Genomic DNA, 21643 nt, shown 5'->3' with positions numbered 1-21643 from the left:
CCGGACTTCCGGGTGGGGGAGGGGGCGGCGGGCGTGCGATGCGCTCGCTGTTGAAGGACTCCTCCGTCCGGCATCACAAGCTGTCGGCGGGCACGCTCCGCCGGATCCTCGGGTTCGCCCGTCCGTACCGCGGCTATCTGGCCGCCTTTCTCGTTCTCGTCGCGCTCGACGCCGGCACCGGTGCGGTCACCCCGCTGCTGTTCAAGGCGATCATCGACCGCGGCATCGTGCCGGGCCACGCCCAAGTGGTCGTCTGGCTCGCTCTCGTCGTCGCACTGCTGGCGGTCGTGAACAGTGCGATCACCCTCGTCGAACGCTGGTTCTCGTCGCGGATCGGCGAAGGTCTCGTCTACGACCTCCGCACCGCCGTGTTCGACCACGTGCAGCAGCTCCCCGTCGCGTTCTTCAGCCGGACGCAGACCGGCGCGCTCATCCAGCGCCTCAACGGCGACGTACTCGGCGCCCAGCAGGCGTTCACCTCCACGCTCTCGAACGTGGTCAGCAACCTGCTCAGCGTCACGCTCGTACTCGCCGCGATGTTCGTGATGTCGTGGCAGATCACACTGCTCGCACTGGTCGTCCTCCCGCTCTTCGTCATCCCGGCCCGGCTGCTCGCCGGAAAGTTGCGCACGGCAACGGCGGAGACGTACAAGCTGAACGCCACCATGGCGCAGACCATGACCGAGCGCTTCAACGTCGCCGGCGCGGTGCTCGCCAAGGTCTTCGGCCGCACCGAGGACGCCTCGCGGGACTTCGCCGGCAAGGCGGCCCGGGTCCGCGACATCGGCGTCACCACCTCGATGTACGCCGGTGTCTTCCGCGTCTCGCTCACGCTGGTAGCGGCGCTCGCGGTCGCGCTCGTGTACGGCGTCGGCGGGGTCTTCGCCGTCGAAGGGGCGCTCGGAATCGGAACGGTCGTCGCGCTGACGGCGTACCTGAACCGGCTCTACGGGCCGCTCACCGCGCTCTCGAACATGCAGGTCGACATCATGACCACGCTGGTCAGCTTCGAGCGGGTGCTCGAGGTGCTCGACCTGCCGCCGATGGTTGCCGACCGCAAGGATGCGAAGACGCTCCCGCCCGCCGCGGAGCCGTCGATCGAGTTCGACCACGTGTCGTTCCACTACCCGTCCGCCAAGGAGGTGTCGCTCGCCTCGCTCGAGTCGGTCGCGACGCTGTCGGCCGAGACCGGTGAAGAAGTCCTCAAGGACGTCACGTTCACCGTTGAGCCCGGGCAGATGGTCGCCGTCGTCGGCCCGTCCGGTGCCGGCAAGTCCACGCTCTCCTCACTCGTCTCCCGGATGTACGACGCCACTGGCGGCGCGGTCCTGGTCGGCGGTCACGACGTACGCGAAGTCACCCAGGCCTCGCTCCGTGCGGCGATCGGCGTCGTCACGCAGGACTCGCACATGTACCACGACACGATCCGCGCCAACCTGCAGCTGGCCCGCCCGGACGCGACCGACGACGAACTGCACCAGGCGCTCGAAGCGGCGCAGATCGCGACCCTCGTCGACAGCCTGCCGGACGGTCTCGACACCGTCGTCGGGGATCGCGGGTACCGGTTGTCTGGTGGTGAACGTCAGCGGCTCGCGATCGCGCGACTGCTGCTCAAGTCCCCGTCGATCGTGATTCTCGACGAGGCGACCGCGCACCTCGACTCCGAGTCCGAGGCCGCCGTCCAGACCGCGCTCGCGAACGCGCTGGTCGGCCGTACGTCGCTCGTCATCGCGCACCGCCTCTCGACGATCCGCAACGCCGACGTCATCCTCGTCCTCGACGAGGGCCGCATCCAGCAACGCGGCACGCACGACGAACTGCTCGCAGAAGGCGGCCTGTACGCCGACCTCTACGCAACCCAGTTCGCCGAAGCCGCCTGATCCGTCTGGGTGACCAGCAGTCGGACCCCCGGTCGCGGGACGGTGTGTGGACGGGGGAGGATCGCGGCATGAGAGATCGGATGACTGCGGCCGCCACCGAGCTGACGTACGACGCTCCCGCCGCGGACTGGCTGGCGGCGCTCCCGCTGGGCAACGGCCGGATCGGGGCGATGTGGTTCGGCGGCACCACGCAGGACCGGATCGCCCTGAACGACGAAACCTGCTGGTCCGGCAGCCCCGCAACAACCCGCCGACTCGCCACTCCAACCGGAGGGCAGGATGGAGTGGGCGGGGTTGGGGCGGGTGCGGTTGAGCGGGTACGGGCGGCCCTGGCGGCGGGCGACGTACGCGCGGCCGAGGAGCTCGCGCACGGGTTTCACAGTGGTCACTCGCAGGCTTATCTCCCGCTCGGCGACCTGCTGCTGGACTTCGAGTCCACTGGTGCGGTCACGAACTACCGGCGCCGGCTCGACCTGGACACCGCGGTCGCCCGCGCCGAGTACGAGGTGGGTGGCGTCGAGGTCTGGCAGGAGGTCTTCGTCAGCGCGCCGGCGCAGGCATTGGTCCTACGTCTGGGCGCCTCGCAGCCGCTCACGGTGACGCTCAGCCTCACCTCGCAGCTCCGCGCGACCACGCAGGCCCTCGGCGACAACGGGCTAGCCCTGCTAGCCACCTGTCCGTCGTCGGTCGCCCCGCCCCACGGGAACGCCGCCGAGCCGATCCAGTACTCCGACGGTGACGACCGCGGGATGAACGCGGCCGTCGTACTGCGTGCGCACACCGACGGCACGCTCACGCCCACGAACGAACAGCTGACCGTCAGCAACGCCACGGAACTCCTGCTGGTGCTCTCCACAGCCACCGGCTACGAGGACCCCCACACCGCCCCGACCCGCACCGCGGTGGAGTGCCAAGAGGCGGCCGACACCACAGCCCGCACCGCACTCACCACGGGGACCGAGGTGGGGTTGCGGGAGGAGCATGTCCGCGATTACCAGGGGCTCTTTCGGCGGTCGGTGCTCGCTCTTCCTTCGGGTGTGGAACTGACGACCGATCGACGGCTTGTGGAGGCGGGGGACGACCCGGGGTTGGCCGCGCTGATCTACAACTTCGGGCGGTACCTGATGATCTCCAGCTCCCGCCCAGGTGGTCTACCGACCAACCTGCAAGGGATCTGGAACGAGCACCTGCAGCCGCCGTGGAGTAGCAATTACACCGTCAACATCAACACCGAGATGAACTACTGGCCCGCCGAGACCACCTCCCTCTCCGAGTGCCACCAACCCCTCCTCGACTACGTCAAACACCTCGCCGTAGCGGGACGCCGTACCGCCGAACACCTGTACGGCGCCAAAGGCTGGACCGCCCATCACAACGCCGACGCCTGGTGCTGGACCGCGCCCGTCGACGGCAACCCGAAGTGGTCGAACTGGCCGATGGCCGGCGTCTGGCTGTGCCGTCACCTCTGGGACCACTACGCGTTCACCGGCGACCGCGAGTACCTGAACGACGTCTGGCCGACGCTGCGAGGCGCCGCCGAATTCGCACGGGACTGGCTGGTCGACCTACCCGACGGCACGCTCGGCACAGCCCCCTCCACCTCGCCGGAGAACGAGTACGTCGCCGAAGACGGCCAACCCGCCTCGGTCACGACCTCGTCGACGATGGACCTGTCACTGATCGCCGACCTGTTCGACCGGTGCGCGCAGGCCGCCGCCGAACTCGACCTCACCGACCCGCTGATCGACGACCTTGCAGCGGCCCGCAAGCGCATCCCTGACCCGAAGATCGGTAGCCAAGGGCAACTACAGGAGTGGCTGGCCGACCTCCCTGAGGCCGAGCCGCAGCACCGCCACACGTCCCACCTGATCGGCTTGCACCCCGGTGACCAGATCACCCCGGACGGTACGCCGGAACTCGCCGCGGCCGCCGCCCGCACCCTGGAGCTACGTGGCGACAAGAGCACCGGCTGGTCATTGGCTTGGCGGATCTCGTTGTGGGCAAGGCTCCGCGACGGTGCCGCCGCCCACCGCCTGGTCCGCGAACTGCTGACCCCCGCGGGCGACTCGGGCACGGACTACGTCGGTGACGGCTCCGGTCTGTACCCGAACCTGTTCTGCGCGCACCCGCCGTTCCAGATCGACGGCAACTTCGGTGCGACCGCCGGGATTGCAGAGATGCTGCTGCAGAGCCACACCGGCGAGCTCGAGATCTTCCCCGCGCTCCCGGACGCATGGCCGGAGGGCTCGATCACCGGCCTCCGGGCCCGCGGCGGTGTCCGTGTCGACCTCACCTGGTCCCCGGATGCGGCCAACGCCGTACTCACGGCCGACCAGGACACCACCGTCGTACTCCGGCACCGAGAACAACGCGAGGAGGTGTCTCTCGCCGCCGGCGTTCCGCGTCACTGGTCAATTACTGGATGAGATTCGTCATCGGTCACGTCGCGGACGTGCAGCACGGTGCCGCTGGGGAGGTCGCGGTCGAGCAGCGACCAGATCGTCCGTGCCACGGTCTCGGGCTTCGCGAGGTTGCCGAGGGCCTGCATTTCGCGGAAGCGGCCCGAAACCGGCACCTCGTCGGAGCTGGCCGCTCTCAGTTCGGCCTGCATCGCTGTGTCGACCGAGCCGGGCGACACCGAGATCACCCGACAGCCGGGACTTCGGCGCTGCTGCTCCAGCCCGACCGTACGCACCCACTGGTCGATCGCTGCCTTGCCTGCGCAGTAACTGGATTCGCCTTCGTGCGGTCGTTTCGCCGCGCCGGACGACACCATGATCAGGTGCTGCTCACAGTCCCGTCCGGACACCGCGCTGAGGAACGACTGCCCGAGGACCTGCGCGGCCGCCGAGTTCAACAGCACGTTGCGCGTGTACTGCTCGGTGTCGACGTGATCGGCCGAGCCGAGCGGCGTCAGCGTCCCGGCGTTGTGGATGAACACCACCAGCTCCGGGTCGCCGGCCTCGATCCGTTGCCGGAAGTCCTTTTCCACCACCGGCCACGACTCCGGGTCGGCGAGATCCACCGCGACGTGGTGCGTGCCCGGCGTACCGCCGCGACGCGAGATGTCGATCAGTTCGGCGCTCTCGAACGGAATCGTCGCCGCCAGCGCAGCCCCCAGCCCCGCCGACGCACCAGAGATCCAGACCAGAATCCGCCGTAGCGGCGTCATCGGCCGGCCGTCCCCGAGCCCAGGCAAAAATCCAGCATCATGCAGCTCCCCCTGCAGACCCGACCCACCCCTTGGAGCAGAGACTACGTTGTGGAACGCCTGAGACGTACCCCTGTGGACGTTTCTGACCACCAGCGACCGCATGGTCGCCGCCAGCATGCGCAGGAACCCTCAATCGGTGCTCAGCGGGCTCACAGGAACTTGTTGCCCGAAGCATCGACCATTTGGTAAAGCGTTCGCGGGTGCTGGTCAGGCTCGTTAATCTCGGGTGGTGAGCGAGTGGACCTGGCAGTGGGATGCGAGTTTGTACGCCGGGAGCGCCCGGCATTACGCAGCGGGGCGGATGGCCTACCCGGTGGCGTTGGGGGAGGCGCTGCGGGACGAGTTGGGGCTCGACGGGCAGGGGCGCTTGCTGGACGTCGGGTGTGGTCCGGGATCGTTGACGCTGCTGCTGGCGCCGTACTTCACGGAAGCAGTCGGTGTCGACGCGGACGGTGACATGCTCGACGTGGCTGCCGCACGGGCCGACCAGGTCGGCGTACCCAATGCGGTGTGGCGGCAGCTGCGAGCCGAAGAGCTGCCGGGCGACCTCGGGACGTTCCAGGTGGTGGCGTTCGCGCAGTCCTTCCACTGGATGGATCAAGCTCTCGTCGCGGGTCTGGTGCGCGGGATGCTGGCACCCAGTGGAGCCTGGGTACATGTCGGCGCGACGACGCATCGCGGTATCGAGGGGATCGCGGAGCTGCCGCATCCGCGGCCGCCGTGGGACCGGATCGACGAGCTGGTGGCGCGTTATCTCGGTCCGGTACGCCGTGCCGGTCAGGGCGTACTGCCGACCGGGACCCGGCCGGGTGAGGAAGAGGTCATGCGCGCTGCCGGGTACGCCGGACCGACGCGGCTGATCGTCGGCGGCAACGAGATCGAGGATCGCACCGTCGACGACGTGGTGGCGTCGGTCTTCTCGTTGTCGAGCTCGACCCCGCACCTGTTCGGCGCGGATCGGGCCGCCTTCGAGGCCGACCTGCGGGACCTGCTGACCGATGCCGCGGACAACGGACTCTTCGCCGAGCAGCGCCGCGAAATCGAAGCCGTCGTCTGGCGCTGACGATTTGATGGGTCAACCAGTCAAATCGGGGGTTCCTGACCCGTTCTCAGGGTGTGGAACCCCCCATTTCCCTGGCTGACCCACCAAATGCGTTGGCTGACCCACCAAATGTGGGCGGGCGGCGGGCTCAGGACTGGTCGTCGGGGATGTCGTCGTTCTGGCCGTCCAGGTTGTCCAGCTGGTCCTTGGCCATGTCCGTGCCCTGGTCGATCTTGTCGCCGTACTTGCCGCCGGTCTTCTCGTCGGCGAACTCGCCGGCCTTGTCCAGGCCTTCGCTGACCTTGTCGCCGTGCTCGTCGACCAGATCGCCGGCCTTGTCCTTCATGTCGTCGAACATACCCATCGTGGTTTCCCCGTTCTCTCGATGGTTGCCTTCCACTACCGAGCCGCCAGTACCCGATCCGCTCGATCCCACACCACACGCGCCGCAACCTCGCGGTGATCCCCGCGAAACCTGCGGAGTAGTTGAAGATGACATAACAGGCTGACAGGTTGCCGCCACGACCGGGAGGGACTCGTGAGTCTCAGTCAGCCCACCGACGCCGAACTGGACGTGATGATCAGGGCGCGTCTGGCTTCCATCGGTATCGATCTCGAACAGTTGCCGGCCGGGAGCGCGCCGGATCCGGACACCGGGAGCCCGGGCCGTGACTCGGTGCTCGCCAGTCTGCGCGGCTTCATGCGCACGACGGTGCTGCCGTTGAGTTCGTACACGTTCGCCGCGGACGCCCGGCTCGCTCAGCAGGCCGCGCCGCCGAAGCTGTACCCGTCCATCGACGTCGTCCGGGAGGCATGATGAGCGCGCCGCAGGACAGCCAGGTCGATCGGCGATCGTTCCTCCACCGCGCGAGCGCACTGGCCGCCGCCACCGCAGTCGGCTCCGTGGCGCTACCGGCCGTCGCACACGCAGCCCCCGCGTCTCCCGCAGCCAGCAGTACGGCGTCATTGGTCGACGTACCGGCGAGATCGGTGGACGTCAGCGAGCTCACCATCGCCGAAGCCGCCACGTTGATCCGCAAGGGCAAGCTGACGCCCGAGCAACTGGTGGAAGCTCATCTGGCGCGGATCACCGCGTTCGACTCGGCGTACCAGGCGTTCAACCTGGTGCTCGCCGACGAGGCGCTGGCCCGGGCCCGGGCCCTTGGCCGGACCCGCGGCGGCGCGCTGCACGGCATCCCGCTGGCGATCAAGGACAACTACTACACCCGCGGTGTGACCACGACCGCGAACTCGTACCTGTTCGCCGACTTCGTGCCGCCCTTCGACGCGACTGCCGTACGTCGGCTGACCGCGGCCGGCGGGATCGTTCTCGGCAAGACCCAGATGGGGCCGCTGGCAACGACTCGGGCGACCACGCCGGACGGCCGGATCACCACCGTGAACGCGTGGACGCCGAACGATCCCAGCACGGATCCGGGCGGATCCTCGTCCGGATCGGCGACCGCGGTGGCGGCCCGGCTCGCGACGTCGGCGGTCGGGACGCAGACCGGCGGCTCGATCACAGCACCGTCGAACGCACAGAACCTGACCGGGCTGAAGCCCACTATGGGCCGGGTGTCACTGCACGGCATCGTGCCGCTGAGCTACACACGGGACCACCCGGGCCCGCTGGCGCGCGACGCGGTGGACGCCGCGATCATGCTGACCGCGATGGCGGGTGAGGACCCGGAAGACCCAAGAACACAAGGGCTTCCGCCGGTACCCGACCTGGTCGCGGCCGCGACACCGATGCGCCGGGGACGGGCACGCTGGCGGACCCGGATCGGCGTGATTCCCGGGTTCACCAGCGGCACGTCGGAGACCGCCGCCGCCCGTACGACGGCACTCGACGTCCTCGCGGGGATCGAGGGACTGTCGGTCGTCGACGTGACCATGCCGGACGAGTGGGACCTGCTCACGAACGCGGCCTTCAACAACGTCCGGCTCCCCGAACGGAGCGAGCCGTTCCTCCCGATGCTGCAGTCGGACCTGCGCGGCTTCGGTGTGTCCGTGGTGGGCTGGTTGCAGGGCGCGATGCTCGGAGCCAACGAGTTCCTGATCGGCCAGCGCGCCAAGGTGGTGCTGCTGGAGCGTGTCCTCGAGGACCTGTTCGAGCAGTGCGATGTCGTGGTGCAAACGTCTCCGACCCCGTTCGACGCGCTCGGACTTCCGGAGCTGGCGTTGCCGATCGGGTTCAGCGCGAACGGCGTACCGATCGGGACGATCCTCGGCGGCAAGCCGTTCGGCGAGGATCGCCTCCTGTCCGTCGCAGCCGCCTACCAGTCCGTCACCGACTGGCACCATCGCCGCCCCGCGGATCCGACCGCAGCCCCGGCCGCTCTACGGTCCGCCGAGAAGCAGGACCGCGGCCGAATCCACGCCGAGGAAGTCCCCGACCTCATGCAGTGAACGGATTTCGGTCCGCGGCGATCGCGGGCAGGAGCGCGTCGGCGAACTTGGCGTACAGGTGGCGCTGGAACATCGGGCCGAAGGTGACCCGGGCGACACCGCGGGCTGCGTAGTCCGCGACCGAGTTCGCGCCCTGCCCGTAGCCGGCGTTCACCGGGCCGCCGACTTCCGTGACCAGCGTTGCGATCAGGTCGAGATCGCCGACACCGATCGGGTACACACAATCGGCGCCCGCCTGCAGGTACCGCTGTCCGCGATCGAGCGCGGTCCGCACCTGCTCATCCGCGGTACCGGCCTGGCGGATGAATGCGTCGATCCGGGCGTTGATCACCAGCGCGTCACCGGCCGCGGCGCGGACCGCGGCCAGGAAGTCCGCCTGTTCACTGACGTCGATCATCGACCCGGTCGCCGGGTCGGAGTCCTCCAGGTTGAGTCCGACGGCACCGGTCGCGACGAAGCGCTCCACGAGTTCCTCCGGAGCCAGCCGGTACCCACGTTCGAAGTCGACCGTGACCGGGACGGACACCGACTGCGCGATCCGTGCCGCGCCCGCCAGTACGTCGTCGACTGGCGCGTGCTCGCCGTCCTCGTACCCGAGGACCGCGGCCGTCGCGTTGCTGCTGGTCGCGACCGCGGCGAAGCCGGCCGCTTCGACCATGCGGGCTGAGGCGGCGTCCCACGCGTTCGGTACGACGATCGGTGTGCCGGGGACCTGCAGGTCCCGCAGAGTGGTTGCCAATGACATCAAGATCTCCCATGGATCAGGGGCAGCCCGAAGGCTGGGAACAAAGCAGGTTGGTGGAATGCGAGCACGGCCGAGATCGCGTCCTTCGTGCACGTCAGCACCTTGATCGAGTGCGCGTGGAACAGGTCGTCGGTGCCGCGGATGTAGAGCGCGAAGGCCGACTGGCCGTTCGCCGATGTCTCGACCAGGACCCGTTGGCCCGGACCCGGGCGCAGTTTCGCGTCGAGCAACCGCAGTACGTCGGAACGCCCGCTGAACCAGGTCGGGATCGGCGGCATCTCCCACCGCGCATCCGTGCTGAACAGCCCTTCCAGGACGACGAGATCCTTGCTCTCCATCGCGGCCTGGAACTGGTCGAGCAACGCCCGCCGCAACGGTTCGTGTGGCTCGCTCAACTCGTCCTCACGCGGCCGCAGCCGGGCGAGCTCGGCCCGTGCGCGCTGCAGCGAACTGTTCACCGCGGCGGTCGTTGTGTCGAGCAACGAGGCGACGTCCGCGGCCGGCCAGGTCAGTACCTCGCGCAGGATCAGTACGGCGCGCTGCCGCGGTGGAAGGTGCTGCATCGCGGCGACCATCGCCAGCCGCAGGCTCGCGCGATCGCCGACCACCGTGGCCGGGTCGGCCCCGAGCAACTGATCCGGGAACGGCTCCAGCCACGGCACCTCCAGGGCCTGGGCGTGCAGCTCGTCCGGATCGTTGCCCGGGGCACCCAGCGCCGACGGGACGACCCGCCGGCTGCTGTGCTGCAGGAGGTTCAGGCACACGTTCGTGGCGATCCGGTACAGCCAGGTCCGCACCGACGAACGATGCTCGAAGTCCGCGTGACCACGCCAGGCGCGCAGGTACGTCTCCTGGACCGCGTCCTCGGCGTCGTGCAGCGAGCCGAGCATCCGGTAGCAGTGCGCGACCAGCTCACCCCGATGCTGCGCGAACTCCTCCTCGAGGTTCATCGGACTCGTTCCGCCTCCTTCGCCACCACGACATCGGCGGTACGACGGCGCGCCGCGATCGCCAGGCCCGAGACGGCCCCGAGCAACGACAGTACGCCGCAGCCCGCGAGCGCCCGGCCGAAGCCGTGGCCGGTGTAGCCGCCGGCCGCCGTGAACACCGACCCGAGGACAGCGACCCCGGCCGCGCCGCCGATCTGACGGTTCATGCTGTAGATCCCGGATGCGATTCCGACGGCGTCCCTTGGCAGCGCAGACATTGCCGCACTCTGGGCCGCGGGCATCGCGAGCGAGATCCCGCAACCGGTGACGACCAGCGGCACGATCAGTTCCCAGTAGTGGTCCGCGCCGCGGCTGACCCAGAACATGCCGGCGGTCTGCAGCGCCATACCGATCACCACCAGCGGGCGCTCGCCGACGCGGTCGACCAGCCGCCCGGCGATCGGGCCGACGATGAACAGTGTCGCGGTCCAGGGCAGCAGTTGCAGACCGGCCTTGAACGGCGCCGATCCGAGCACGGCCTGCATGTACTGCGACAGGAAGAAGACCGCGCTGAACAACGCCGCGCTGAGGAAGAAACCGGCCGAGTTCGCCGCGGTGAACGTCCGGTTCCGGAAGAACTCCAGCGGCACCATCGCGTGGTCCGTCCGCCGCTCCCACCACGCGAACGCCGCCAGCATCACGATCCCGATCGCGAACGCCCCGAGTACTTCGGTACTCGTCCAGCCGGCCGACTCACCGCGGACCGTGCCCCAGACCAGGCCCAGTACGGCGAGGCTGATCAGCACCGCGCCGGCCAGGTCCAGCCGTCGCGCCGGACCGGTGCTCTCCGGGATCTTCGTCAGCACCAACGCGATCGCGGCCGCGCCGATCGGCACGTTGATCCAGAAGATCCACTGCCACGACAGCCCCTCCGTGACCGCGCCACCGATCAGCGGCCCACCGAGTACGGCGATCCCGGTCACGCCGCTGAACACGCCGATCGCCTGCCCGCGCCGCTCCGGCGGGAACGCCGCTCCGAGCAGGCCCATCGCCAACGGCATCACCATCGCCGCGCCGACACCCTGCACGGCACGGGCCGCGATCAGGAACGGCAGTGTGGTGGCCAACGCGCACGCGACCGACGCGGCGGTGAAGAGCGCCAAACCGGCGGCATAGGTACGGCGTCGGCCCAGACGGTCGCCGATCGCGGCGGCCGTCATCAGAAGCATCGCAAGACTCAGTCCATAGGCGTTGACGGTCCATTCCAGCTGCTCGGCCGTTGCGCCGAGGTCGCTGCGGATCGTGGTCAGCGCCGCGGCCACCACGAGGGTGTCCAGCGCCACCATGACCGATCCGAGGGACGCCAAGCCCAGAACCCATCGTTGTTCACTAGTTGTCCGCACATCAGTACAGACCAGCCAGACACCCCGAACTCATCGGTCCGATGACCCCAAGTTTCAGCGCTCCGCCCGGACCTGGTGCGATCAGCAGCTCGAGCGTACAGATCACAGGCCTCGAGGAGCTGCGCCGGACCGCATCTCTCGACAGCGGGGAAACAAGTTTGCATATTGCGACGAGTTCTTTCCCCGCGACGACAGCGTTTCAGCGTTCGGGGCGGGCCTCGATCTGGATCAGGGTCTGCTGGCCGACGGCGACCAGGTTGCGCTGTTCGCCGGTGACCCCGAAGACCTCGAGGCGGCAGATCGTCAGGGTCCGGCCGGGTTTGATCACGGTGCCGACGGCCTCCAGCCGCTCGCCCTCGGCCGGTGCGAGCAGGTTGATCTTGAACTCGACCGTGAGCACCGACGTACCCTCCGGAAACAGCGTGAACGCGGCGTACCCGCCGGCGCTGTCCGCGATCGAGCTCGTCGCGCCGGCGTGGAAGTACCCGTGCTGCTGCGTCACCTCGGGCCGGCTCGGCAGCACGATGTGCACCTCACCCGGCCCGATGTGCGCGATCCGCGCCCAGAGATGCGCCATCAACCCCTGACGCTCGAAACTCGCCAGAACCCGGTCCCGTACGTCGTCAGCCGCCTCCTCCATTCCCGGGAGGCTACTAGGTGAGCGGAATTAGCGCCGCCGCCGGGAGCGTCGGCTTGGGGGATCCGCCGCTGGGCTCGAGGGTGAGGCCGAACGTCGTCATCCCGGTGGTCGAACCGTCGATGACCTGGGTGAGATCGCCGGCCGCGAGGCCGACCGAGTGCGCGGTCTGCCCGGGGTCGATCATCCACAACTGCCAGGTCCGGTTCGCGGGGAGCTTCGGCAGATCCCGCAGTACGACGACCGACTTGTCGGCCTTCGCGGACACGACGACCGTGGCCTGCCCGCCGCCCTGGACCGCCCCGTGAACGGTCCGCGCGTCGGGCTGCGAGAGTACGGCGGCGACCTGCTGGTTGGCCTGCTCCGCGGCGGTCCGGTCCCGGTACTGGTCGATCGCGATCCCGCCACTGACGGCGACCACAGCTGCCGCGGCGGCGAGCGTCAGTACCGATCGTCGGCCGAAACGCCGACGTACGGCGGGCTGACCGTGGACGACCGGGGGGAGTTGGCGCACGTGCTCGATCGCGGACATGACGTTCGCCTTGAGCGCGGGAGGCGGCGGGGTCGAGACCTGGGTGGCCAGCTTGACCGCGGCAGCGCGCAGTTCGTCGACGTCGGTGGTGCAGAAAGTGCATTCGGCGAGGTGGGCCTCGAAGCGGACCCGTTCGTCGTCCGGCAGCGCGTCCAGAACGTACGGGCCGGTGAGGGTGTGCACGTCGGGTTCCGTCATGGCCGCTGCCCCTTCGTGGTTCCCAGGCAGTCGCGCAGGCGGATCAGTCCGTCGCGCATTCTCGCCTTGATGGTCGGAAGTTTGGCCCCGAGCTGCTGAGCGACCTCGGGGTACGTGTAGCCGTTGTAGTACGCGAGCTCGATGGACTCGCGTTGCAGTTCGGTCAGCGAGCCGAGGCATCGCCGTACCTGCTCTGCTTCGAGCCGGTTGGTGACAGTGTCGGCCACCTGGTCGAAGGCGACGTCGGCGGACCGGGCGCCGGCCTGCTCGGTGCGGTCGGCGGCGGCCTGTTCGGAACGCACCCGGTCGACCGCGCGGCGGTGCGCGATGGTGAGGATCCAGGAGTGCGCGGAGCCGCGGTCGGCGTCGTACCGGGTCGCGGTGCGCCAGACGTCGAGCATGACTTCCTGCGTGACCTCTTCGGACTGCGCTGGGTTGCGGAGGATCCGGCGTACCAAGCCGAACACCCACGGTGCGACCCGGTCGTAGAGGGCGCTGAACGCGGCCGTGTCACCGGTCGCGGTCAGCAGCAGGAGATCGCCGTCCGCGACCGCGCCGGATCGCGGGTGCGATCCGGCGGGCCAAGGCAAAGCGGTTGGTTCGTTCACGGTCAGCTTGCCGGGGGCATCAGAACGGAGTCGATGAGGTACACCGTAGCGTTCGCGGTCTTCACGCCGCCGCAGATCACGTTGGCGTTGTTCACCTTCAGGCTGTCGCCGGAGCCGGTGACAGTGACGGCCTGCTTCTCCACGGTCGTCTGCTGGCCGACCACCGACGACGGGTCGAGCTGGCCGGGTACGACGTGGTACGTGAGGATCTTGGTGAGCAGCGCGTCGTTCGTCTTCAGCGTGTTCACGGTCGCGGCGGGGATCTTCGCGAACGCGGTGTCGACCGGCGCGAAGACGGTGAACTCGCCGCCGTTCAGCGTGGAGACCAGGTCGACCTTCGGGTTCAGCTTGCCGGAGACGGCCGCGACCAGCGTCGTCAGCAGCGGGTTGCCCGACGCGGCGGTGGCCACCGGCGCGGCCGCCATACCGTCGATCGAGCCGGCGCCCGAGGGGTTGGCCTTCGCGTAGTCGGCGCAGCCCGGTCCGACCAGTCCGCCGGCCGTGTCACCCATCGACGGCGTGGTGCTGGTGGGCGGAGCGCTCGTGCTGGTCGTCGTACCGCTGGAGGCGCTGCTGTTGTCGTCGCCACCCCCACAAGCGGATGCGGTCATTGCGAGGGCCAGGGCGCTGAGAGCGATTCCGGCGCGGCTGAAGTGCTTGTACATGACTGGATCTCTTTCTTGGGGAGGTTGCTGATGGGAGTACTTCGGAGCCGGTCGCGGGCCGGATGGGTCACTCGACCATCACGACCGTGTTGTGCAGGCCGCTCGAGCCGTTCGGCCGCGGCGGTGCCTGGCGATCGGTCTGCAGCTCGCCGGTCGCGTCGGTCGCGCGGACGGTGAGTTTGTGGGTGCCGGGCGTGGCGTTCCAGCGGAAGGTCCACTGCCGCCAGGTGTCCGGGCCGTCGACGGGTGCCAGCCGGGCCGGTTGCCACGGGCCGTTGTCGACCTGGACCTCGACCTTGCTGATGCCGCGGCGCTGCGCCCACGCGACCCCGGCCGCGACGGCGGTCCCGGCTTTGATCGTCGCGAAGCCCTTCGGTACGTCGATCCGCGAGGACGTCTTGATCGGCGCCTCGACGGACCAGCCGCGGTCCGTCCAGTACGCGCTGAAGTCCCGGAACCTGATGACCTCGAAGTCCACGATCCACTTGGTCGCGGACACGTACCCGTACAGACCGGGGACGACCATCCGCACCGGGAAGCCGTGCTCGAACGGCAGCGGTTCGCCGTTCATCGCGAGCGCGAGGATCGCGTCCCGTCCGTCGGTGAGCGCGGCGAGCGGCGTACCGATGGTGAGCCCGTCGACGCTGGTCGACTTCACTGCGTCGGCCCCTTCCCGAACGCCGGCCTCACGCAGCAGATCCGCGATCGGTACGCCGATCCAGCGGGCGTTGCCGGCGTACGGACCGCCGACCTCGTTGGACACGCAGGTCAGGGTGATGTCGCGCTCGATCAGGCGTCGTTCGAGTAGCTGATCGAACGAGAGCCGGAGCTCTTTGTCGACAAGTCCGTGGATCCGCAACTCCCAGTCCCGCGGGTCGATCCGCGGTACCTGGAGCAGCGTGTCCACGCGGTAGAACTTGGCGTTCGGCGTCGTGAAGGGGCTGATCCCGGGAACGTCGAGGCTGGCCTGCAACGGCCCCGCGGCATCGGTCGGCCGAGGCACCCGAACCCGCGCTCGCAGCTCCTGCCCCGACCCACCGGCAAACCGAGCAGCACCAGCAGCCCCGGCCCCCACCACAGCCACCGCCGAGACGGCCAGCAGGAACCGCCGCCGATCAAACCCCACCGGCTGTTCAGCCGCGACCCGCTGTCGAGTCGGACTTCGCGTGACCAGCGCCATCGCCAGTACGGCGACCACCAAGGTGACTGTTGCCGGCAGCAACCGATCGACCGTGCTTCCGGCGGCCGACCGGCTCACGATCGCGAACACCAAGCCCACCACCCCCAGCCCACCCGCGAGCGCGACTGCAGTCCGTCGGTGCCCCCGCGCGCCGATCACTCCGGCGACGGCGGCGACGATCGCCAGCGTCGCGCAGATGCCGACGCGGAGCAGCGGACGGTCGGCGGTACCGAGGGTCCGGACGGCCCAGTCCTTCACCGGGCCGGGGGACCAGTCGATGACCTGTACGCCGACCGCGTCGACCGGCCACGGTCCGCCGGTCAGGTCCGCAACGAGATATCCGGCCGCAAGCGCCGTACCGGCCGCGACCACACCACCCAACGCCCCGAGTGTCTTGTGCATGACAGAGGTTCGTCGCCGGCACCGCTCCGGATGGTTCGAGAGTTGGACCCACTGCACCGTCGGGCGCTTCGCACGGCCTCGGCCGCACCCTGCTGATCACCCCATCCGGGTGAGGGCGGCCTCTGTTAGCTCGTAGTGGAGGGGGCGGCCGGTTGCGTGGCGTTCGATTTCGCTGACGGTGATTTTGCCCATCTCGAAGTAGCACTCGACGGTGGCGGCGGCCTGGTGGGGTGTCAGGAGGACGTTCGGGAGGGCGCGGAACGGGTCGTCGGGTGGGAGCGGTTCCTCGTCGAATACGTCGAGGGCGGCGTCGATCCGGCCGGTGCGGAGCTCCTCGAGCAACGCGGCGGTGTCGACCAGCCATGAGCGGGCCGTGTTGACGAGGGACGCGCCGTCGGGCATCAGCGCGAGTTCGCGGGCGCCGATCAGCTGGTGGGTCTCGGGGAGGATCGGTGCGTGCAGGGCGACGACCCGGCTGGTGCGGAGCAGGTAGTCGAGTGCGGTACGACGTACGCCGAGCTCCGCCGCGCGCTCGTTCGTGAGGTAAGGGTCGTAGACGAGGACCTCCGTCGCCCGGAGCGCGAAGAGCATCCGGATGTATTCGAGGCCCGTCCGCGAAGCACCCACGACACCGATCCGCGACGCCGTGAGCCCGTGCTGCGGGGGCACGGCGTCCCGCCAAGCCCCGTCGCGCATCGCATGGTCGAACCGGTGAATGCGATGCAACAGGCTCAACGTGAACGCGAGCGACACCTCGGCCACCGGCTCCGCCATCGCCTGCCCCGCCTGCGTGATCCGCAACCCGCGCCGGAACACCTCCTCGGTGACGAAATGCTTCACCGACGACGCACTGTGCGCGACCAACCGCAACCGGTCCGCGTGATCCAGGACCGCAGCGGTCAGCGGCGTCGCACCCCACGACGTGATCAGTACGTCGGTGCCGGGCAACGCCGCCGTCAACGCCTCGGCATCGCCCGGATCATCCAGTACGACGACATCCCCGAGCGCCTCCAGCCGCGCCGTACTCTCCGGTGCGAACACCATCTCCCGGTACGCCGGCGTCGCCGCCAGCACCACCCGCAGCTTTTCGGTCACGACCGAATTCTAGGGTCTGGAAACGATCAGATGCAGCACCACGGTGGCCGCGAGGATGACGGCGGCGACACCGAGGAGGCCGGACGGTGCGCTGCCGGCGGTCAGAGCGATGCCGCCGACGGCGCTGCCGAACGCGGCACCGAGCGAGATCGCGCTGCCGTTGAGGGCCATGACGATCGCGGCGGACTCCGGGGCGAGGCCGCCGAGCCGAACCTGCTGCGGTACGGCCGCGCCGCCGTTGCCGGCGCCCTGGAAGAAGAACCAGCTCACACCGACCACCGCGAGCGCGGTGGCCGAGGTGAGCAGCAGGCCGGCCAGGCCGAGAACCGAGTTCAGCAGCAGGACGATCAGGACGACGGTGAGGACACGCGGTGCCGGGAAGCGGTCCGCCAGCCGGCCCGTGATCGCATTGCCCAGCGCACTGGCGACGCCGTACCCGAACATGATCGCGATGATCATCCAACCGGCCGGAAAGGACGGCCCGAGGATCAGGACGGCGTACGTGAAGCAGGTGAAGCTGCCGGCGAGGATGCCGCTCGTGACGAGCAGGGAGCCGAGTAGCCGGGGCCGGGCGAGTGGGCGAAGCTGGTCGGTGAGCCGGCCGGCCGGAAGCCGCCGGCGAGGGAGGCCGCGCAGGATGCCGGCCAGGGCGATCGTACCCATCACGGCGACGAGGATCATCGGGTAGCGCCAGCTTGACTGCCCGATCACCAGGCCGACCGGTACGCCGAGGGCCGTCGCGGTCAGCAACCCACCGAGCACGAACGACAACGCCTTCCCGCGGTGCCCGACCGGCGTCACAGCGATCACGTAACCGCTGACGGCCGCGTTCAGCAGGCAGGCTCCGAGCGCCGCCAGCACCCGCCCGGCGAACGCGATCGGGTACGTCGTCGCGAGGCCGACGACCAGGTTGCCGAGCACGAAGACCGCCAGCGCCGTGGCGATCGTCGTACGGCGCTCCCACCGCGAGGTCACCGTTCCGAGGACCGGCCCGGCGAAGGCCGCGGTCAGCGCGAACGCGGACATCAACTGGCCCGCGGCCGCCACGCTGACGTGCAGGTCCGCGGCGATGGTGGGCAGCAACCCGGTCAGGACGTACCCGTCGATTCCCATCGAGAACGTCGCCACGGCCAGCCAGACCAGCGGCCGGTACGAGAACTCCTGCTCCTCAACCGTGTCAGCGGCGCAGGTGTCCGTCACTAGACGGCGGCTTTGGCGGCGCCGGAGGCGCGGGCGACGAGGAGATGCAGTCCGACGGTGATGGTCAGGACGACGGCCGAGACGCCGAGCAAACCGTTCGCCGCGACGCCCGCGGTCAGGGCGACACCGCCCAGGCCACTACCGAGAGCTGACCCGAGCGAGATTGCGCTGCCGTTCAGCGCCATCACGATCGCCGCCGAGTCCGGTGCCATCGACGCCAGTCGCGCCTGCTGCGGCACCGCTCCGCCGCCGTTGCCGACGCCGGCCGAGAAGAACCAGATCAGCCCCCAGACGGCCGCCACCACGGCCGGGGCGAACATCAGCGCGAGCATGCCGAGTACGGCGTTCAGCAGCAGCCCGACCAGCACAACGGTCAGCACCTTGAGCGCGGTGAACTTGTCGACCAGGCGTCCCGTCACCGCGTTGCCGGCCATGCTCGAGACGCCGTACCCGAACATGATCAGGATCATCGCCCACTCGGCGTGGAAGTGCGGTCCGAGGATCAGCGTCGCGTACGTGAAGCAGGCGTAGCTGCTGCACAGGATGCCCGTGGTGACGAGCAGCCCCGCGACCAGCCGCGGCTGGCCGAGCGGGCGGAGACGTTCGACGAGGGTGCCGCCGGGCAGATGCAGTTGCGGGAGCCGGAGCAGGATGCCGATCAGTGCGATCGTGCCGACCACCGCGACCAGGATCATCGGGAACCGCCACGAGGACTGCCCGAGCAAGAGGCCGACCGGTACGCCGAGCGCGGTCGCGGTCATCCAGCCGCCGAGCACGAACGACAACGCCTTGCCGTGGTGCTCGGACGGGGTCAGCGCGAGCACGTACCCGGTGACGGCGGCGTTCAGGAGACTGCCGCCGAGCGCCGCGATCACGCGCCCGCTCAGCGCGACCGGGTAGTTGGTCGCGATCGCGACGACCACGTTGCCGAGCACGAACACTCCCAGTGACAGCACGATCGTCGTACGGCGTTCCCACCGCGACGTCAGCGTGCCGAGGACCGGACCGGCGAGCGCGGCGGTGAACGCGAACACCGACATCAGCTGACCGGCGGCCGCCGGGGTCACGTCCAGGTCGCCGGCGATCTGCGGCAGCAGGCCGGCCAGCACGTAGCCGTCGATGCCCATCGAGAACGTCGCGACCGCAAGCCAGATGAACGGGCGGTACGAGAAGCTTCGGCCCTCCGCCGCATCGGCGGGTCGCGTTTCCGTCACACAGCTATCTCACCGCGAGCACAGGCCTCACGGCAAGGGCAAATTGATCACTTGTGCCAGAAGTGACGATTTCAGGTGCAACTCCGATCACATTTACGGAGACTGAATTCCATAGTCGTGGATCTTCCGGTAGATGGTCGCGCGCGACATGCCGAGCGACTTGGCGGCGCGGCCCTTGTGCCCGCCGTTGGCGAGCAGGCTGTGGACGATGGCGTCGCGCTCGAGTGCCTCCAGCTGGCTGAGGCTGCGGCGGCTGACGGCCCGGGTGCGGGCGGGCAGGTCCGCCGGCGTGATGACACCGGCCCGGCGACGCCGTACGACGACCTGCTTGAGGACCTGGCACAACTCGGCCGTGTTCCCTGGCCACGACGAGCGCAGCAGTTGCTGCATGGTGTCCGGTGCACACGTGAGGTCACCGTGACTCAGCTGGTTGAGGAAGTGCGGAACCAGCTCGCGAACGTCCTCGATGTGGTGCCGCAGCGGCGGCACCTCCACGGTCAGCGGGAACAGCGTCAGCAGCTCGCCGAGGTCCGGGGTGTTGCCGTTCTCGCAGGTGAGCGTGAGCGCGATCCAGGGCGGTGCGGAGGGCCGGCGCTCGAGCACGCCGTACAGCGCCTCGACGAGGCTGTCGAGACCGTCCGCGTCGAGGCACTCGGCGTGCCGGATCACCAGGGCCTGTACGGAGTCGTCGGCCAGCTCCGCGTCGAGCTCGGCGGCGAAACTGTCACCCGGCCGGGCGGCGTCGACGATGTGGAACGGGCCGGCCGGGTTGTTCTGATGGTGCGCGGCCCGCGCCAGCGCGACCTTGCCGACGCCGCGTTCGCCGCTGAGCACGACCCACTGGCCGGCCCGGCAGGCGTTGTCGACCTCGCGGCTGCTGCCGAGCCACGGCGCGCTCCGCCCGACCAGTCCGGGGAGCACTGGACGCGGCGGCGGCCGATGACCGGACGCCTGCGTCCGCAGATCCACGCCGGCGGAATGCGGGCTGATATGGAGGATTCCGGCCCCTGCGCGGCCACCCAGCGGGCGGCCGGTGATCCGGACCCAGGCCCCGGTCGGCAACTCGGCCAGGATCGTCTCGGTGCCCCCGTGGCTGAGGATCTCCGCCGCGTGCCCGAGGACCGCGCGCTGGTCGCCGGCGTCGAGCGACTGCCGGGCCTTGGCGTTCATCAGCAGCAGGTCGTCGTCGATCGCGATGACCATGTCACCCAGCCGCCGGGACGTCTGCAGGTACGCCTCCAGCAAGGAGAGCTCCCGCATCGAGCTGTCCCGGAGCAGCGCCGTACGGATGCTCTCGGCCGTGCTCTTGGCGAGCGCCATCAGCAGCGACCCGGCGTCCTTGCGCCAACAGGTGAGGTCGATCGCGCCGATCGTCTTGCCGTTGAGCGGGTGCTTGATCGGTACGCCGGCGCACGCGAGGTCCTCCAGGTCCTCCGCGTAGTGCTCGTGGCCGAAGACGTGCATCGGTCCGCCGACGTCCAGCGCGGTCCCGATTCCGTTGGTACCGGCGAACTCTTCGGCGTAGCTGAAGCCCGGCGCCAGGTAGACCTTGTCGAGGTGCCGCGCCAGCTCGCTGTCCGCGGTCAGTCGTTCCAGCACGAGTCCGGAGCGGTCGGTGAGGATGACGCTGATCGGCTGACCGTCGAGGTTCTCGTGGAGTTTCCGCAGGACCGGCCCCGCGCTACGGGTGAGCGGGAGGTCCTGGTCCGGGTCCGCGACGTACGGCAAGGTGATCCGGTCGGCGGGCAGGTTCCAGTGCCGCGACCGGACCCAGGACGCGAGGATCGGCGGCCGGACGTCCTGCGGCGCGACCGGATCCAGGGTGAGAAAGTTCAGCCGGGCCGTCGCGGCCCGCCGGTTGTCCTCCATCGAGGGTGCGATCTCGTCCACCGGGGCCTCCTGACGCCAGGTGGAAACAACGCGGATCCGCGGCCCCACCCGGTCCTCTTCGAGCCTAATGCACGCAGCCGCAACTGCTGTCTCAGATTGAGACAACCGGCCGCACGCTGAGGGTTTGTGATGCGGGGAGGAGGTCTGCATGGAGAACGAGGAGTCGTACAACCCGTGGACCGTGGTCCACCTGGTCTTCGAGCACCTCGCGGACGCCGGCCTGCATCCGGTCCTCGGCGCGACCGGGCACCCCGGCGAGCCGGCCGCCGAACTGCTGCGCTGCCTCGGTATCCGGCCGGATCCGCAGGGGGACCAGCGGATCGCGCAACAGACCGCGGAGACGCTGGCGGAGCTGCGGGAACGAATGCTCGGGGCGCCGTGACGCCCTTCTCAATTTGAG

At 69.3% G+C, this 21643-nt stretch carries 20 protein-coding genes; 6 read left to right on the top strand and 14 right to left on the bottom strand.

From position 1 onward, the window contains the following. Window positions 1-38 precede the first annotated feature (38 nt). The gene (locus tag E0H45_RS39755) at window positions 39-1880 is read left to right on the top strand and encodes an ABC transporter ATP-binding protein (RefSeq protein WP_131348271.1); all 1842 of its coding nucleotides are present in this window, start codon (window positions 39-41) and stop codon (window positions 1878-1880) included. A 68-nt stretch (window positions 1881-1948) separates the two neighbouring features. After that, complete coding sequence (locus E0H45_RS39750; protein ID WP_131347563.1) at window positions 1949-4306, top strand: glycoside hydrolase family 95 protein; 2358 nt, start codon at window positions 1949-1951, stop codon at window positions 4304-4306. On the opposite strand, the gene E0H45_RS39745 is transcribed toward E0H45_RS39750, so the two are convergent. Then, window positions 4285-5079: an SDR family NAD(P)-dependent oxidoreductase gene (locus tag E0H45_RS39745; protein WP_165546776.1), complete on the bottom strand. Its 795-nt coding sequence runs from the start codon at window positions 5077-5079 to the stop codon at window positions 4285-4287. The two genes, E0H45_RS39750 and E0H45_RS39745, sit on opposite strands and share 22 nt — an antisense overlap. A gap of 244 nt (window positions 5080-5323) precedes the next feature. On the opposite strand from E0H45_RS39745, the gene E0H45_RS39740 reads away from it, so the two are divergent. Next, window positions 5324-6157 carry a class I SAM-dependent methyltransferase gene (locus E0H45_RS39740; protein WP_238155662.1) on the top strand — a complete coding sequence of 278 codons (834 nt, stop codon included), beginning with the start codon at window positions 5324-5326 and terminating at the stop codon, window positions 6155-6157. A gap of 127 nt (window positions 6158-6284) precedes the next feature. On the opposite strand, the gene E0H45_RS39735 is transcribed toward E0H45_RS39740, so the two are convergent. Beyond that, entirely contained in the window at window positions 6285-6500 is a 216-nt protein-coding gene (locus E0H45_RS39735) for an antitoxin (protein ID WP_131347559.1), read from the bottom strand. A 174-nt stretch (window positions 6501-6674) separates the two neighbouring features. Between E0H45_RS39735 and E0H45_RS39730 the strand changes: the two genes are divergently transcribed. Both E0H45_RS39730 and E0H45_RS39725 read left to right on the top strand, forming a co-directional pair. Continuing rightward, entirely contained in the window at window positions 6675-6953 is a 279-nt protein-coding gene (locus E0H45_RS39730) for a hypothetical protein (RefSeq protein WP_131347557.1), read from the top strand. After that, window positions 6950-8545: an amidase gene (locus tag E0H45_RS39725; protein WP_131347555.1), complete on the top strand. Its 1596-nt coding sequence runs from the start codon at window positions 6950-6952 to the stop codon at window positions 8543-8545. Before E0H45_RS39730 ends, E0H45_RS39725 begins: the two co-directional genes overlap by 4 nt. Here the strand turns inward: E0H45_RS39725 and E0H45_RS39720 are convergent. The 12 genes from E0H45_RS39720 to E0H45_RS39665 form a co-directional block, all read right to left on the bottom strand. Next, on the bottom strand, window positions 8535-9290 hold the full coding sequence (locus E0H45_RS39720; protein WP_131347553.1) for an isocitrate lyase/PEP mutase family protein: 756 nt from the start codon (window positions 9288-9290) through the stop codon (window positions 8535-8537). The two genes, E0H45_RS39725 and E0H45_RS39720, sit on opposite strands and share 11 nt — an antisense overlap. Continuing rightward, complete coding sequence (locus E0H45_RS39715) at window positions 9290-10240, bottom strand: sigma-70 family RNA polymerase sigma factor (protein WP_131347551.1); 951 nt, start codon at window positions 10238-10240, stop codon at window positions 9290-9292. Before E0H45_RS39715 ends, E0H45_RS39720 begins: the two co-directional genes overlap by 1 nt. Further along, the gene (locus E0H45_RS39710) at window positions 10237-11565 is read right to left on the bottom strand and encodes a DHA2 family efflux MFS transporter permease subunit (protein ID WP_131347549.1); all 1329 of its coding nucleotides are present in this window, start codon (window positions 11563-11565) and stop codon (window positions 10237-10239) included. Before E0H45_RS39710 ends, E0H45_RS39715 begins: the two co-directional genes overlap by 4 nt. 256 nt (window positions 11566-11821) lie before the next feature. Beyond that, entirely contained in the window at window positions 11822-12262 is a 441-nt protein-coding gene (locus E0H45_RS39705) for a PaaI family thioesterase (RefSeq protein WP_131347547.1), read from the bottom strand. 13 nt (window positions 12263-12275) lie between these two features. Then, window positions 12276-12989: an anti-sigma factor gene (locus E0H45_RS39700; RefSeq protein WP_131347545.1), complete on the bottom strand. Its 714-nt coding sequence runs from the start codon at window positions 12987-12989 to the stop codon at window positions 12276-12278. Continuing rightward, on the bottom strand, window positions 12986-13597 hold the full coding sequence (gene sigK, locus E0H45_RS39695; protein ID WP_238155661.1) for an ECF RNA polymerase sigma factor SigK: 612 nt from the start codon (window positions 13595-13597) through the stop codon (window positions 12986-12988). The genes E0H45_RS39700 and sigK overlap by 4 nt, the downstream gene beginning before the upstream one ends. A gap of 2 nt (window positions 13598-13599) precedes the next feature. Further along, on the bottom strand, window positions 13600-14262 hold the full coding sequence (locus tag E0H45_RS39690) for a fasciclin domain-containing protein (RefSeq protein ID WP_131347543.1): 663 nt from the start codon (window positions 14260-14262) through the stop codon (window positions 13600-13602). Between the two features lie 67 nt (window positions 14263-14329). Continuing rightward, complete coding sequence (locus tag E0H45_RS39685; RefSeq protein ID WP_131347541.1) at window positions 14330-15844, bottom strand: molybdopterin-dependent oxidoreductase; 1515 nt, start codon at window positions 15842-15844, stop codon at window positions 14330-14332. A gap of 96 nt (window positions 15845-15940) precedes the next feature. Next, window positions 15941-16939, bottom strand: a complete 999-nt coding sequence (locus E0H45_RS39680) for a hydroxyacid dehydrogenase (RefSeq protein ID WP_238155660.1) — start codon at window positions 16937-16939, stop codon at window positions 15941-15943. A 9-nt stretch (window positions 16940-16948) separates the two neighbouring features. Continuing rightward, the gene (locus E0H45_RS39675) at window positions 16949-18139 is read right to left on the bottom strand and encodes an MFS transporter (protein ID WP_131347539.1); all 1191 of its coding nucleotides are present in this window, start codon (window positions 18137-18139) and stop codon (window positions 16949-16951) included. Next, on the bottom strand, window positions 18139-19353 hold the full coding sequence (locus E0H45_RS39670; RefSeq protein ID WP_131347537.1) for an MFS transporter: 1215 nt from the start codon (window positions 19351-19353) through the stop codon (window positions 18139-18141). Before E0H45_RS39670 ends, E0H45_RS39675 begins: the two co-directional genes overlap by 1 nt. Window positions 19354-19446: 93 nt before the next feature. Further along, entirely contained in the window at window positions 19447-21243 is a 1797-nt protein-coding gene (locus E0H45_RS39665; protein WP_165546775.1) for a sigma-54-dependent Fis family transcriptional regulator, read from the bottom strand. Window positions 21244-21391: 148 nt separating this feature from the next. Here E0H45_RS39665 and E0H45_RS39660 point away from each other — a divergent pair, with 148 nt between their 5' ends. Then, window positions 21392-21625 carry a hypothetical protein gene (locus E0H45_RS39660; protein WP_131347535.1) on the top strand — a complete coding sequence of 78 codons (234 nt, stop codon included), beginning with the start codon at window positions 21392-21394 and terminating at the stop codon, window positions 21623-21625. Window positions 21626-21643: the final 18 nt, after the last annotated feature.

The sequence above is a fragment of the Kribbella soli genome, assembly GCF_004331345.1.
Taxonomy (GTDB): domain Bacteria; phylum Actinomycetota; class Actinomycetes; order Propionibacteriales; family Kribbellaceae; genus Kribbella; species Kribbella soli.
The sequence above is the reverse complement of the archived record's forward strand: the minus strand, read 5'-3'. Positions and strand labels throughout refer to the sequence as shown.